Below are 13,064 nucleotides of genomic sequence, written 5' to 3'. Positions count from 1 at the left end.
AAACTGGCCCGCGAAACCGGCCACGAACGAGAAGCGGAGGTGGAAAGGGAGAACCGGCTTGTCACCTTCGTTCGCCGGTTCGTGCCGACCACCGACGACTACGACGGTGACAAGTTCATCACCCGTATCAACGGCAAGAGGTTCGTCACCCCGATGATGTTGGCGCTGGTCGCGATCGGCTTCACCGACCTGCTCTTCGCGCTGGACTCCATCCCGGCGATCTACGGCCTCACCGAGGAGCCCTACATCGTGTTCACCGCGAACGCGTTCGCGCTGATGGGCCTGCGCCAGTTGTACTTCCTGATCGGCGGGCTGCTGGACCGGCTGATCTACCTGTCGGCGGGTCTGTCGATCATTCTCGGTTTCATCGGTGTGAAGCTGATCCTGCATGCGCTGCACAAGAACACCCTGCCGTTCGTCAACGGCGGAAACTATGTGAATGTCCCGGAGATCTCGACGGGGATGTCGATCAGCGTCATCGGGGTCGTGCTGCTGATCACCACCGTCGCCAGCCTGATCCGAACCCGCGGACGGGTCAGCCGGTAACTGAACGGCCTGTCAGCCCGTCATTCGTGAGTCGCCGGCCGTACCTCGACGACCTTGTCCAGTCCGCTGATGGTCAGGCCTCGCATCAGCAGCGGGTGGACGATGACCACGCTGATCCGCCCGGCTTGGGCGAACAGCGCGTTGATCGCCGCGCTGTCGAGATACTCCACGCCGCTGAGATCCAGTGTCATCATGCGGCCGGGGCCGGCGTCGTCGGCGGCGGCTTGCAGGGCCGCGGTGAACTCGTCGATGGTGCTCAGATCGAGCTCGCCGACAGCAGCCAACTCCACGCCCCCGTTGTCGTCGTGGCGGGTGGTGATCGTCATCGCCGCGCCCATCATGTGAGGTTAACCGACAGCCGGACCGTTGTTCCGTGTGCGCCGGATTCGACAACGACGTCGTCGATCAGCGACCGTATCAGCGAGATTCCGCGGCCACGTAGCCCGTTCGGCGGATCAGGAATCTTCCACTGCCCGGTGTCGGTGACGTCGACCTCCAGCTTCGCACCCGTCACCGACGCGCACAGGGTGATCACCCCGTCCGGGTGAGCCCGGTGGCCGTGTTCCACGGCGTTGGACACGGCCTCGCCGACGGCCAGCAGCACGTCGGTGGACAACTGGGGTGCCGCCCCGGCGATGGCGAGCCACTCACGCAAAGCCGCACGGGCGGGCGCGATCTGGGCCGGGCCGGCGGTGAACCGCAACTCCAGCGGCCGGATGCGACGGTAGGCCAGGATCGCGACGTCGTCGTGGTAGCCGCCCTGGGGCTGCATTGCGGTCAGCACACAAGCGGCCAGTTCGTCCAGAGCGCTGCCGAGCCCACCGCTGACCAGCGCCGCGACCCGGCCGATGCCGTCGTCCATCGTCAACCCGCGCCGCTCGACGAGGCCGTCGGTGTACATCAGCAGTGTGGCGCCGGCGGGGACGGTGGCCCGCCCGGTCGGACGGAAACGGTCGACCTCTATTCCCAGCGGAATGGTGCGTCCGTCTTCCAGCATCGTGATGGTGCCGTCGGGGTGGGCGAGTATCGGGGGCGGGTGACCCGCCGACGAATAGGTGAGTTCGCCGGTGGTGGTGTCGATGATGGCGCAGCACGCGGTGGTGCACGACGCTCCGGCCAGGCCCGCGGCAAATCGATCCAGGCCGTCCAGTGTGTCGGCCGGGCTGAGGCGCTGGAGCAGCAGTGCTCGGCACGCGCTGCGGAGTTGCCCCATCACGGTGGCCGCGGACAAGCCGTGGCCCACGCAGTCACCCACCACCATCGCGATCCTGCTCTCGTCAATGGCAACGACGTCGTACCAGTCGCCGCCGACCTCCAGCGGTCGGGTGGCGGGCTGGTAGCGCGCGGCGAAGCCGACCGGAAGGTTGGCCGGCCCGAGAATCGCGTGTTGCAGCGCCAGCGCCGTCCGGCGTTGCTCGTCCACGCGACCCACCCGCTGCAGGCCCTGATTGAGCCTGCTGGCCAGCATCGTCAGCAGACTCTGCTCCTCGGCGCTGAGCGGTGGACGTCCGTCGCCGAGGTCCAGCCACATCACCAGGACCCCGTTCGGGTGGGGCAGCGCGATGCCCGCCGCGCCGGGGATGTCGGTGTCGGGGACGAGTAGGTCGCGGCTGCCGGCCAAGGCGGTGATGTGCTGCCGCGTGGTGGTCGACAGCTCCGACCAACTCACCGGATCGGCGGTGTTGACCAGATCGGGCTCAGCGGACGTGGCATCCGCGCGGAAGGTCGCGGCCAGCGCTCGCGGGGCGTCGAACACCCGCGCCAGATGCAGCGTCGCGGCGCTCACCGTCTCGGGCAGGTTCTCGGCTTGTGCCAGTTGACCGTTGAGGTCGGCCAGCGCCATCTCCCGCTGCTGCCGGTAATGCTCGGCGGTGACGTCGCGGAAGGTGCCCACCATCATCAGACGGCCGGTGACCGGATCCTCGGCGTGGTCCAGGCTGATGTCCACCCAGACCCGGTGTCCGTCGCGGTGCTTCATGACGAAGGTGGTGTCGACGTTCTCCTGCTGCAGGGCGGCCGTATAGCCGTCCACCGCCTGGGAGAACTCGTCGGCCTGCGTGGCGGGGTCGGGCCACCAGGGGAACGGCGGGGTGTAGGGCAGTCCGTCGGGCCCGTATCCGACGATGTCGGTGAACGCGTCGTTGACCTCGATGCAGGTGCCGTCTTCGTCGCAGATGAAAAACGCTTCCTGCAGCGAATGCACCACGGCGGCGCGCCAGCGGGCGTGCCGGTTGCGCATCCGTGTCAACGCGATGTTGGTCTCCACCCGGGCCAGCAGTTCGCCGGAACTGAACGGCTTGACCAGATAGTCGTCGGCCCCGGCGTGCAAGCCCTCGATCGGCGCCTCCTGCCCGGCCCGTGCGGACAGCAGCACCACGGGCGCCAGCGCGGTGTGCACGTCCGCGCGCAGCGCCGACACCAAGGCGAGCCCGTCGATGTGCGGCATCATGACGTCGCTGATCACCAGATCGGGCACGTCGGCCCGGGCCGCGTCGAGTGCCTCGTGGCCGTCGTTGACGGCGGTGACCTGGTACCCCGCCCCGTGCAGGAGGCGAACCAGGAACTCGCGCATATCGGCGTTGTCGTCGGCGACGAGGATTTTGGCCCGGGTGGTGGCCGGCCGGGCAGTGGAGAGCCCGGGCGGCGCAGCGTCCTTCCGCTGCAAGGGTATCCAGCGCAGCGCCTCCTCGGTGTAGGTCTGTCCGCGCTGCCCCCGCGCCGCGCCGCGCTCGGAGTCCGGTTCTGCGGCGGGACCGATGTCGGCGTCCGCCGGCAGATGTCCGGCGCCCAGCGGCAGTCGGATGGTGAACGTGGTCCCGGCGCCTGCCACGCTGTCGGCGGCGATGGTGCCGCCCTGCAGGCCCACGAGTTCCTTGGCCAGGGCAAGTCCGATGCCGCTACCCTCGGCGGATCGCGCCGAGTTGGTGGGGATGCGGTGAAACCGCTCGAACAGCCGCGGCATCTCCGCGGCGGGTATGCCGATACCGGTGTCGCTGACCGTCACCAGCGCGGTGTTTCCGTCGCGGCGGACGGCGGCGGTGATCGTGCCTTGGATGGTGAACTTCAGCGCATTGGAGAACAGGTTGAAGATCACCTTCTCCCACATGTCGCGGTCGACGTACGCGGGCGGCTGCAGCGGCGGGCAGTCGATCCGCAGATCCAGGCCCGCGCGCTGGGTGGCGGAGCTGAACACGCCTGCCAGTTCCGCGGTGAGGGCTGCCAGATCCACCGGCTGGTAATGCGGCTGCACCCGGCCGGCCTCGATGCGGGAGAAATCCAGCAGCGAGTTGACCAGCTTCGACAGCCGCAACCCGTTGCGCTGGACCACCTCGAGTTCCGCGCGGACCCGATCGTCCAAAGTGCCGGCATCACTGAGTAATTCGGCGATCGGGCCCAGGATCAGGGTCAGCGGTGTGCGGAACTCGTGGCTGATGTTGGAGAAGAACATCGTCTTGGCGCGGTCGAGTTCGGCGAGTTGCTCGGCCCGGTGCTGCTGCGCCGCGTACGTGCGGGCGCTGGCGATCCCGCTGGCGATGTGGGCGGCGACCAGCTGAAGGAAACCGCGGTAGGCCTCGTTCATCGGCCGGTACCGGTTGAGCCCGGTGACCAGGAACCCGGTCGGCATGCCGCCTTGGGCGATCAGCGGAGTCACCACCGCTTGGACGGGAGGTTCTGGCCACGCCCCGCTGGGCAGTGCGGAGAACGTGGCCTCGTCGAGGTCGACGATGGTGCTGCGGCCCGCGGCCGCGTCGCGCACCGGCCAGATGGCCGTACCGTCGGCGGACAGTTCGGCAGGCGCCGCCGGGTGCCCGGCGGGTAGTCCGCTGCTGGCGCTCAGCCGCGCGATACCGCAGTCGTCGAACAGGTAGGTCAGGGTGAACGGTAGGTCCTTGGGATTGCGCCCGAGCTGGCGCGAGGTGAAGGCCAGCATCTCTTCTTCGGTCTGCACCACGGTGGGGTCGGAGCCCAGGTCGCGCAGGGTGGCCATCCGTCGTTCGGCGATCACCCGGGCGGTGTCCTCGGTGACCACGCACAGCATGCCCACCACCGCGCCGTCGTCGTCGCGCAACGGGCTGTAGGAGAAGGTGTGGTAGGTCTCCTCGGTGTACCCCGAGCGCTCCAGAAACAGCAGCAGAGCCTCGTCCCAGGTCGCCTCGCCGGTCGAGAGCACCCGCTCGATGCGTGGGCCGATGTCGGGCCAGATCTCCTCCCATACCTCGCTGGCCGGCCGGCCCAGCGCCCACGGGTATTTGCGGCCCAGGGTGTCGCGGCGGTAGGCGGCGTTGCAGAAGAACGTCAGGTCCGGGCCCCACGCCATCCACATCGAGAAGCGCGACGCCAACAGGGTGTGGACGGTCGTTCGCAGGCTCTGCGGCCAGTCGGCGGGAACGCCCAGCGGTGTCGACGCCCAATCCACCTTGGCCAGGTCGGCGCCGACTTCGCCGCCGTCGACGAAGGGCGCTGACGCGGCGAGAGATTCGGGAGCTGCAGCCACCGTGTCACCTCCGCCACTGACGACACGGACACGTGCCATCGATTGCGGCCCGACGCGGCTGGAGCCATTCACCAGTCAACCAGGAAGATTTTTGTGTCCGAGGGGGGACTTGAACCCCCACGCCCGTTAATAGGGCACTAGCACCTCAAGCTAGCGCGTCTGCCATTCCGCCACTCGGACCTCCACAACCCACTCACGGTGGGGCGATTCAGGCTATCGGATCGGTGCTCGTCCGCCCAAACCCAGCCTCGACCCCAGCCCCGGACGTCAGCTGGCCGGGCCCATCCGGTCGGAGATCTCCCGGGCGATGGCGGCTGCCGAGTCGACCGGTCCGGTACGACTGCACGCCTCGACGTCGATCGCCACGGTGCCGTGCACGGTCAGCGCCCGCTGGCAGGACCAGGTCTCGGGGCTGCGCTGGGTGCGCGCGACCGTGAGTATGTCGCGGTCGACGTCCGTGGCACCTACCGACCACAGCTGCACGGGGGCGAGTTGCTGCCGGTAGGCCAGTTCACGGTTGGAGCAGGCACCCCAGTTCTCCCGGGAACGGCTGAAGAAATCGGCGGCCTTGCGCTCGCTGGGGAACAGGACGACGGCCTGGCTGGCGAAGTGTGACCAGGCCGGAGCGGTCGGGGGCTCGCGCAGCACCTGTCCGTGCACCGCGGTGAAACCCGCGCCGGCATAGGAGCCGCGCTGCGCCGCTCCGGCGACGCCCAGGCATCCGGGTGTGCGGTCGGTCATCGGGGCGCTGTCGTCCCACGGCGCGATCACGTCGCTGGTCACCACCATGTCCGCACTGCCCATGACGGCACTCACCGCCGCGGCCGGCAACAGCAGTTCGGGCAGCGTCTCGGCGGTGGCGGGCAGTGGCGGCGTCGCGCGCTTGGCGGTACCGGCGGTGGTGGCGGCGCATGCGCTGACAGTCAGGGCCAGCAGCGCGGCGAGCACGGGCACCCGTGTGTTCATCGCTAAATAGAACCGCATGATGCGCGTGTTGTAAATGAGTTTGATGTTAACAATGTGGTAGTGGATGCCGGGCGTACCTGCGGTGAGGCTCAGTGGTAGGAAAGTGAGGTGAGAACTCCCGCGGACGAGGTCGTCGAACTCGTCAGCGCGCTGATCCGGTTCGACACCTCCAACACCGGCGACCCGGAGACCACCAAAGGAGAGGCAGAGTGCGCCCGCTGGGTCGGTGAGCAGTTGCGCCAGGTCGGCTACGAGCCTGAGTATGTCGAGTCGGGTGCGCCGAACCGGCTCAACGTCTTCGCGCGGCTGCCCGGCGCCGACCCCTCCCGCGGCGCGCTGCTGATCCACGGCCATCTCGACGTGGTGCCAGCCGAGGCCGCCGACTGGAGCGTGCACCCGTTCTCCGGTGCGGTGTCCGACGGATACGTGTGGGGTCGCGGCGCGGTCGACATGAAGGACATGTGCGGGATGATGCTGGCGGTGGCCCGCCACTTCAAACGGGCCGGGGTCGTGCCCCCGCGCGATCTGATCTTCGCCTTCGTCGCCGATGAGGAGCACGGCGGCAAGTTCGGGGCGCACTGGCTGGTGGCCAACCGGCCCGATCTGTTCACCGGTGCCACCGAGGCCATCGGCGAGGTGGGCGGATTCTCGATCACCGTGCCGCGCCACAACGGCGGTGAGCGGCGGCTCTACCTGATCGAGACGGCCGAGAAGGGCCTGCTGTGGATGCGGCTGACCACCCGCGGCCGCGCCGGCCACGGCTCGATGGTGCACGACGACAATGCGGTCACCACCATCGCCAATGCCGTTGCGCGGCTGGGCACCCATCAGTTCCCGCTGGTGATGACCGACACCGTCGCACAGTTCCTCTCCGCGGTGGCCGAAGAGACCGGATTGAGCTTTGATCGCACCGATCTGGAAGGCTCCGTCGCCAAGCTGGGTCCGATGGCCCGGATGCTGGGCGCCGTCCTGCGTGACACCGCCAATCCCACCATGCTCAAGGCCGGTTACAAGGCCAACGTCATTCCCGCCACCGCCGAAGCCGTGGTCGACTGCCGGGTGCTGCCCGGCCGGCAGGCCGCGTTCGAGCGCGAGGTCGACGAACTCATCGGCCCGGACGTGACCCGGGAGTGGATCTCCGAATTGCCCTCGTACGAAACGACGTTCGACGGGCACCTGGTCGACGCGATGAACGACGCGATCCTCGCCGTCGACCCGGAGGCTCGCACCGTCCCCTACATGCTCTCCGGTGGCACCGACGCGAAAGCCTTTGCTGTACTTGGCATCCGGTGCTTCGGATTCGCTCCGCTGCGGCTACCGGCGGACCTCGACTTCGCGGCGCTGTTCCACGGTGTCGACGAGCGGGTGCCGGTGGATGCGCTGGAGTTCGGCGCCCAGGTACTCGAGCACTTCCTCAGAAACTGCTGAAGCCCAGCTCCGACACCGAAGAAGGGAAACCCATGGCCTTTCCGTACAACCCCTACGACTTCCTGCCCGAACTGCCCGGCTTCACCCTGACCAGCGCCGATATCGTCGACGGCCAGCCGCTGAAGAACGCTCAGGTCAGCGGGATCATGGGCGCCGGCGGCCAGGACATCTCGCCGCAGCTGAGCTGGTCGGGCTTCCCCGAGGAGACCCGCAGCTTCGCCGTCACCGTGTTCGACCCGGACGCCCCGACCGCCTCGGGCTTCTGGCACTGGGCCGTAGCCAACCTGCCGGCCACCACCACCGAACTGCCGGCCGGCGTGGGTGACGGGTCGCTGCTGCCCGGCGACGCACTGACCCTGCGCAACGACGCCGGTATGCCGCGCTACGTGGGCGCCGCACCGCCGCCCGGCCATGGCTACCACCGCTATTACGTTGCGGTGCATGCCCTCAGCGTGGAAAAACTGGACATCACCGAAGAGGCCAGCCCGGCGTTCCTGGGATTCAACATCTTCATGAAGGGCATCGCGCGTGCGGTGATTCACGGGACCTATGAGCAGAGGTAGGTAGCAGCAGTAGGGCGCCTTTAGCTACCGGGATGCCGAACCCACCGCCTCGCTTAGTGAACGGAAGCCGCCGGCGTGCAGGCGCTGCGCGACGCCGTCGTGAATGTGCTTGGCCCACAGGCCCCCGCCGTAGACGAAGCCGGTGTAGCCCTGCAGCAGCGACGCCCCGACGGTGATCCGCTCCCAGGCGTCGTCGGCGGTCTCGATGCCGCCCACGCCGATCAGCACCAGCCGGTCACCCACCCGGGCGTACAACCGGCGCAGCACCTCGGTCGCCCGGCGCGCCACCGGCGGTCCGGAGACTCCGCCGGGTCCCAGGTCGTCGGCGTGCGGGGTGCGCAGGCCGGCGCGGGACACCGTGGTGTTGGTGGCCACGATGCCGGCCAGCCCCAGGTCGACGGCCAGATCGGCGACGGCGTCGACGTCGGCATCGGACAGGTCCGGGGCGATCTTGACCAGCACCGGCGCGGTTGTTTCGGCCTGGACGGCGGTGAGGATCGGCCGCAGTGAGTCGACGGCTTGCAGGTCGCGTAGCCCCGGCGTGTTGGGGGAGCTGACGTTGACCACCAGGTAGGACGCCAGCGGCCCCAGTAGTCGGGCGCTGGCCGCGTAGTCCTCGGCGGCCTGTTCGGGCGGGGTGATTTTGGATTTGCCGATGTTGACCCCGATCGGCACATCCGGGTGGTGCCGGGTCAGGCGCAGCGCCAGCTGTCCGGCACCGGCGTTGTTGAAGCCCATCCGGTTGAGCAGCCCGCGGTCCTGCGGCAGCCGGAACAGCCGCGGCTCCGGATTGCCCGGCTGCGGTTGGGCGGTCACGGTTCCGATCTCGGCATAGCCGAAACCCATTGCGCCCCAGGCGTCCAGCCCCAGGCCGTCTTTGTCGAACCCGGCGGCCAGGCCCAGCGGGCCGGGGAAGCGCACCCCGAACACCGTGCTGGACAGGATCGGGTCATGCGGCGCCAACGCGCGACTCAGGGCGCGCCGGGTGCTCTGGGTGGCGGTAGCACCGCGCAACGCCGAGAACACCAGATGGTGAATGCGTTCCGGCGGCGCCTTGAACAGAAACCCGCGCACCGCGTCGTAGATCACAGCAGCCCCGGCTGATCGACGGAGCCGGCTGCGTCATCATGGCGGGCGTCCTGGCGGGTTTTCTTGCGCCGCAACAGGACCCGGCGACTGCCGTCGGTGTACAACCGCACCCGGGTCAGCTCCCAGCCGCGGTACTCGGCCTCGATCGACAGGCGGGTGGAGGCGCTGATCCGGGTCACCTCGGGAGGTAGTCGCAACGGAATCCATTCGTAGTCGTCAGTCAGCGAGGCCTCCCAGGCGGCAGGCATCCGGCCGCGGTAAGACGCACTCATCCCGGCCTGCCCGCGTTGCGGATCACCTGGACCCCGGCGCCTGATCCGGACACCACGTACAGGGTGCCCGACGCATCGTCGTAGGCCAGTGTGTTCGGTTGCCGCACGGTCGGATAACGAACCTTCTCCACGGGGGTGCCAGTCCCCAGATCGTAGCCAACGACGGTGTTCGACTCGGTCAGCGAGACCCAGACCAGGCTGCGGGAACCGGTGATGCCGTAGGGCGAGCCGCCGACCGGGTAGGACTGCCGTTGGATCAGCGGGTCCACGCCGAAGACCAGCAGTTGCCCGCCGCGGGTGTCGGCCACCAGCACCCGGCCCATCGGGTCCGCCGCGATGCTGGTGGCCCCCAGGCCGGCCCGCAACGCCTGGGCGGGGGAGCCGTCGGGTGTCAGCGCGGTCACCGAGGTCTGGCCGCGGTCGAGCACGACGGCGACATCGCCCTGCGCGACCAGGGCGTCGACCCGGGCGAAGGCGTCGGACGTGGCGGCCACCGACAGATCCGCGCCGAGGGTGTAGGCGACCCCGTCGGCGGTGCCGAGCACCAGCCTGCCGTCGGCCCGGCGGGCGATGGCGGTGAAGTCGGTGTTCTCCGCGCCGGCGATGGCCGTCCGGGTTGCCGTGCCGCCGGCCAGGTCCACCGTGAACACCCCGCCGCGGGTGGCGGTGTATGCGGTGCCGCTGCCGTCTGAGGTGACCGCGGTCGCCGGACCGGGCAGGCTCACGGCGCGGGGAGACCCCGATCGCCCGAAGACGGTCAGCGTGGCCTGGGCTGGTGTCGCAGATCCGGGGGTGAGCACCACGAGCGAATCCCCGTCAACGATGGCCGCCTGCGGGCTGCCGGCCAACGGCAGGATCTGCCCGGCGGGGGCGGTGGAGAGCGGCGGAGAGTCGGCGGCGCGCGCGGGCTCGATGGTCGGCGGAGCGGTGGAAATCGGTCCTGATTTGCAGCCGCCAGCAATCAGCGCTAGTGCAAATACTGCGGCCGCTAACCAGTGTTTCCCCACGCGGTGTCCCTGTTCTGGCAACGGATGGCCCCCAGATTCGTCGGTCCAGCGAAGCGGTCGTTGGTGTCGACACCGAATTCTAGGTGCACGCTGGGCGGTCGGCGGCTTCCCACCGGGTGTGACTGCGGTTACCGTGGGCGGTATGACGTTGGCTTCCGCCTCCCCGTCCGGGACCGGTCCGGGGGTTGAATTCTTCGTCGAGGATCTGATCACCGGTCTGTTCGCCAGCGGATTCGGCCGCCTCGGCGACGGTCGCAGCTTCTCCTTCCACGTCCATCGCGGACAGCTGCTGGTCGAGGTCTACCGGCCGCGCCGGGCCGTGCCGGTGCCGCTGCCCGAGGATGTGGTGGCCACCGCCACCCGCGGTCTGGCCGATGTCGACGTCGACGACGCTCGCAGTCTGTCGGCGGCCGTCCGCGACGCTGTCGCGAAAGCGTCTCCGGTGCGCTGACTGCGGTCGTTCGACCGGTCGCGGGTACGGTTCTCGCCGTGGATGTGACGACGATGTCGTGGCTACAGGTCGTAGTTCTGTCGATTGTTCAGGGACTCACCGAGTTTCTGCCGATCTCGTCGTCCGGCCATCTGGCGATCGTGTCGCGGGTCTTCTTCGACGGCGACGCCGGCGCCTCGTTCACCGCCGTCTCGCAGCTGGGTACCGAGGCCGCCGTGCTCGTCTACTTCGCCCGCGACATCGTCCGGATCCTCAAGGCCTGGTTCGACGGTCTGCTGGTGCGGGCGCACCGCGACAACGTCGATTATCGGCTGGGCTGGTACGTGATCATCGGGTCCATCCCGATCGGGGTGCTGGGCTTTGCGTTCAAGGACGTCATCCGGGACGAGGTGCGCAATCTCTGGGTGGTCGCCACCGCGATGCTGGTGTTCTCGGCCGTCATCGCGGCCGCCGAATACTTCAGCAAGCAGGACCGCCACGCCGACCAACTCACCTGGAAGGACGGTGTGTTCGTCGGCGTCGCGCAGTGTCTGGCGCTGGTTCCGGGAGTGTCGCGATCGGGGGCGACGATCAGCGCCGGCCTGGTCCGCGGCCTGGACCGGCCGCTGGCCGCGAAATTCGGCTTCCTGCTTGCCATTCCGGCGGTGTTCGCCTCAGGGCTGTTCTCGCTGCCGGACGCGTTCCATCCGGTCCGCGAGGGCATGAGTGCCACCGGCGCCCAGCTCGCGGTCTCGGTGGTGATCACGTTCGTGATCGGCTACGCCGCCGTGGCCTGGCTGCTGCGGTTCCTGAACAATCACGCCATGTACTGGTTCGTCGGCTACCGGGTGATCCTGTCTCTGACGCTGATGGCGTTGCTGGCCACCGGCGTGGTGTCGCCGACATGACCGTCATCCTGCTGCGCCACGGCCGCTCGACGTCCAACACCGCCCACACCCTGGCCGGCCGGACCGAGGGCGTCGAACTCGACGAGAAGGGCAGCGCGCAGGCCGCCGAACTGGTGGACCGCGTCTCCGGCCTGCCGATCAAGGCGCTGGTCCGCTCGCCGCTGCTGCGGTGCGCGATGACGGTTCGGCCGCTGGCCGCCGCGCTGGGGTTGACGCCGCTGGTCGATGACCGGCTCTCCGAGGTCGACTACGGCCACTGGACCGGCCGCAAACTCAGCGAACTGATCACCGAACCGTTGTGGTCGGTGGTGCAGCAGCAGCCCAGCGCGGCGGTCTTCCCCGACGGCGAAGGTCTGGCTCAGGTGCAGGCCCGGGCGGTGGCGGCGGTCCGCGAGCACGACCGCAGGCTGGCCGCCGAGCACGGCGGCGACGCCCTGTGGGTGGCCTGCACGCACGGCGACGTGATCAAAGCGGTGCTGGCCGACGCGCTCGGCACTCACCTGGACAGCTTCCAGCGCATCGTCGCCGATCCCGCGTCGATGAGCGTGGTCCGCTACACCGATACGCGGCCTTTCGTGCTGCATGTCAACCACACCGGCGCCCAACTCGCCGCCGTCCTGTCCGCCGCGCCGCGCCCCGCGTCCGAAGGGGATGCGGTGGTCGGCGGTTCGACCGACTGAATCGGCTGTCTGTGCCGGTATTTTGGAACTGACCATGGCCCGCGCAATCCACGTCTTCCGCACCCCCGACCGGTTCGTCGCCGGGACGGTGGGTCAGCCCGGGAACCGGACGTTCTATCTGCAGGCCTCCCACGACAACCGGGTGATCTCGGTGGTGCTGGAGAAGGAACAGGTGGCGGTGCTGGCCGAGCGGATTGGGGCGCTGCTGACCGAGGTGAACCGCCGGTTCGGCACCCCGCTGCCGCTGCAGAGCGACATCGAGGACCTCAGCCCGCTGCTCACCCCGGTCGACGCCGAGTTCCGGGTTGGCACCATGGGCCTGGGCTGGGACGCCGAGGCCCAGAGCGTGGTGGTCGAGCTGCTGGCGGTCAGCGAGACCGAGTTCGACGCCTCGGTGATTCTCGACGACGCCGAGGAGGGCCCTGACGCGGTGCGGGTCTTCCTCTCGCCGCAGTCCGCTCAGCAGTTCGCCGCGCGGTCCTACCGGGTGATCTCCGCCGGGCGGCCGCCCTGCCCGCTGTGTGACGAGCCGCTGGACCCGCAGGGTCACCTCTGCGTGCGGACCAACGGCTACCGCAGAGCCCCGCTCTACGGTGCCGACGACGACGCCGGCGACGACTCCGACCTGTGACCGACCAGCCGCAGGAGACGCTGCTGCGCGGCGAGCTGGCCGTCGTCGG

The 13,064-nt window shown here is 69.0% G+C and carries 13 protein-coding genes and 1 tRNA gene; 7 read left to right on the top strand and 7 right to left on the bottom strand.

Annotated elements, in window-relative coordinates; translation table 11 throughout:
• On the top strand, window positions 1-546 hold a 546-nt coding region (locus ADBZ6I_RS11015; protein WP_526383703.1), incomplete at its 5' end, for a TerC family protein.
• Between the two features lie 20 nt (window positions 547-566).
• Here the strand turns inward: ADBZ6I_RS11015 and ADBZ6I_RS11010 are convergent.
• The 4 genes from ADBZ6I_RS11010 to ADBZ6I_RS10995 form a co-directional block, all read right to left on the bottom strand.
• On the bottom strand, window positions 567-872 hold the full coding sequence (locus ADBZ6I_RS11010) for an STAS domain-containing protein (RefSeq protein ID WP_526383701.1): 306 nt from the start codon (window positions 870-872) through the stop codon (window positions 567-569).
• 11 nt (window positions 873-883) lie between these two features.
• Window positions 884-5,080, bottom strand: a complete 4,197-nt coding sequence (locus ADBZ6I_RS11005; RefSeq protein ID WP_526383699.1) for a SpoIIE family protein phosphatase — start codon at window positions 5,078-5,080, stop codon at window positions 884-886.
• Between the two features lie 55 nt (window positions 5,081-5,135).
• Window positions 5,136-5,221: transfer RNA gene (locus ADBZ6I_RS11000), tRNA-Leu, on the bottom strand.
• A gap of 87 nt (window positions 5,222-5,308) precedes the next feature.
• Window positions 5,309-6,007, bottom strand: a complete 699-nt coding sequence (locus ADBZ6I_RS10995) for a sensor domain-containing protein (RefSeq protein WP_526383697.1) — start codon at window positions 6,005-6,007, stop codon at window positions 5,309-5,311.
• 108 nt (window positions 6,008-6,115) lie between these two features.
• Between ADBZ6I_RS10995 and ADBZ6I_RS10990 the strand changes: the two genes are divergently transcribed.
• Together ADBZ6I_RS10990 and ADBZ6I_RS10985 are read left to right on the top strand one after the other, a co-directional pair.
• Window positions 6,116-7,435 (top strand): M20/M25/M40 family metallo-hydrolase, encoded by a 1,320-nt coding sequence (locus ADBZ6I_RS10990; RefSeq protein WP_526383695.1) that lies wholly within the window; start codon window positions 6,116-6,118, stop codon window positions 7,433-7,435.
• 32 nt (window positions 7,436-7,467) lie between these two features.
• The gene (locus tag ADBZ6I_RS10985) at window positions 7,468-7,998 is read left to right on the top strand and encodes a YbhB/YbcL family Raf kinase inhibitor-like protein (RefSeq protein ID WP_526383693.1); all 531 of its coding nucleotides are present in this window, start codon (window positions 7,468-7,470) and stop codon (window positions 7,996-7,998) included.
• Window positions 7,999-8,022: 24 nt separating this feature from the next.
• Here ADBZ6I_RS10985 and ADBZ6I_RS10980 read toward each other — a convergent pair whose 3' ends face one another.
• Genes ADBZ6I_RS10980 through ADBZ6I_RS10970 form a run of 3 tightly spaced genes read right to left on the bottom strand, consistent with a single transcriptional unit; the run spans window position 8,023 to window position 10,366 of the window.
• Entirely contained in the window at window positions 8,023-9,084 is a 1,062-nt protein-coding gene (locus tag ADBZ6I_RS10980; protein ID WP_526383707.1) for a quinone-dependent dihydroorotate dehydrogenase, read from the bottom strand.
• Window positions 9,084-9,359: a DUF5703 family protein gene (locus tag ADBZ6I_RS10975; protein ID WP_526383691.1), complete on the bottom strand. Its 276-nt coding sequence runs from the start codon at window positions 9,357-9,359 to the stop codon at window positions 9,084-9,086. The genes ADBZ6I_RS10980 and ADBZ6I_RS10975 overlap by 1 nt, the downstream gene beginning before the upstream one ends.
• The gene (locus tag ADBZ6I_RS10970) at window positions 9,356-10,366 is read right to left on the bottom strand and encodes a hypothetical protein (RefSeq protein ID WP_526383689.1); all 1,011 of its coding nucleotides are present in this window, start codon (window positions 10,364-10,366) and stop codon (window positions 9,356-9,358) included. Before ADBZ6I_RS10970 ends, ADBZ6I_RS10975 begins: the two co-directional genes overlap by 4 nt.
• Window positions 10,367-10,508: 142 nt before the next feature.
• Between ADBZ6I_RS10970 and ADBZ6I_RS10965 the strand changes: the two genes are divergently transcribed.
• The 4 genes from ADBZ6I_RS10965 to ADBZ6I_RS10950 are packed head-to-tail and all read left to right on the top strand — an operon-like array spanning window position 10,509 to window position 13,015.
• Entirely contained in the window at window positions 10,509-10,817 is a 309-nt protein-coding gene (locus ADBZ6I_RS10965; protein WP_526383687.1) for a hypothetical protein, read from the top strand.
• A 53-nt stretch (window positions 10,818-10,870) separates the two neighbouring features.
• Window positions 10,871-11,704 (top strand): undecaprenyl-diphosphate phosphatase, encoded by an 834-nt coding sequence (locus ADBZ6I_RS10960; protein WP_526383705.1) that lies wholly within the window; start codon window positions 10,871-10,873, stop codon window positions 11,702-11,704.
• Window positions 11,701-12,384 carry a histidine phosphatase family protein gene (locus ADBZ6I_RS10955; RefSeq protein WP_526383685.1) on the top strand — a complete coding sequence of 228 codons (684 nt, stop codon included), beginning with the start codon at window positions 11,701-11,703 and terminating at the stop codon, window positions 12,382-12,384. Before ADBZ6I_RS10960 ends, ADBZ6I_RS10955 begins: the two co-directional genes overlap by 4 nt.
• 34 nt (window positions 12,385-12,418) lie before the next feature.
• Window positions 12,419-13,015, top strand: a complete 597-nt coding sequence (locus ADBZ6I_RS10950) for an Rv2134c family protein (protein ID WP_526383683.1) — start codon at window positions 12,419-12,421, stop codon at window positions 13,013-13,015.
• Window positions 13,016-13,064 lie beyond the last annotated feature (49 nt).

The organism is Mycobacterium sp., assembly GCF_044342925.1.
Classification (GTDB): Bacteria; Actinomycetota; Actinomycetes; order Mycobacteriales; family Mycobacteriaceae; genus Mycobacterium.
This window is presented reverse-complemented; position numbering and strand designations above follow the sequence as displayed.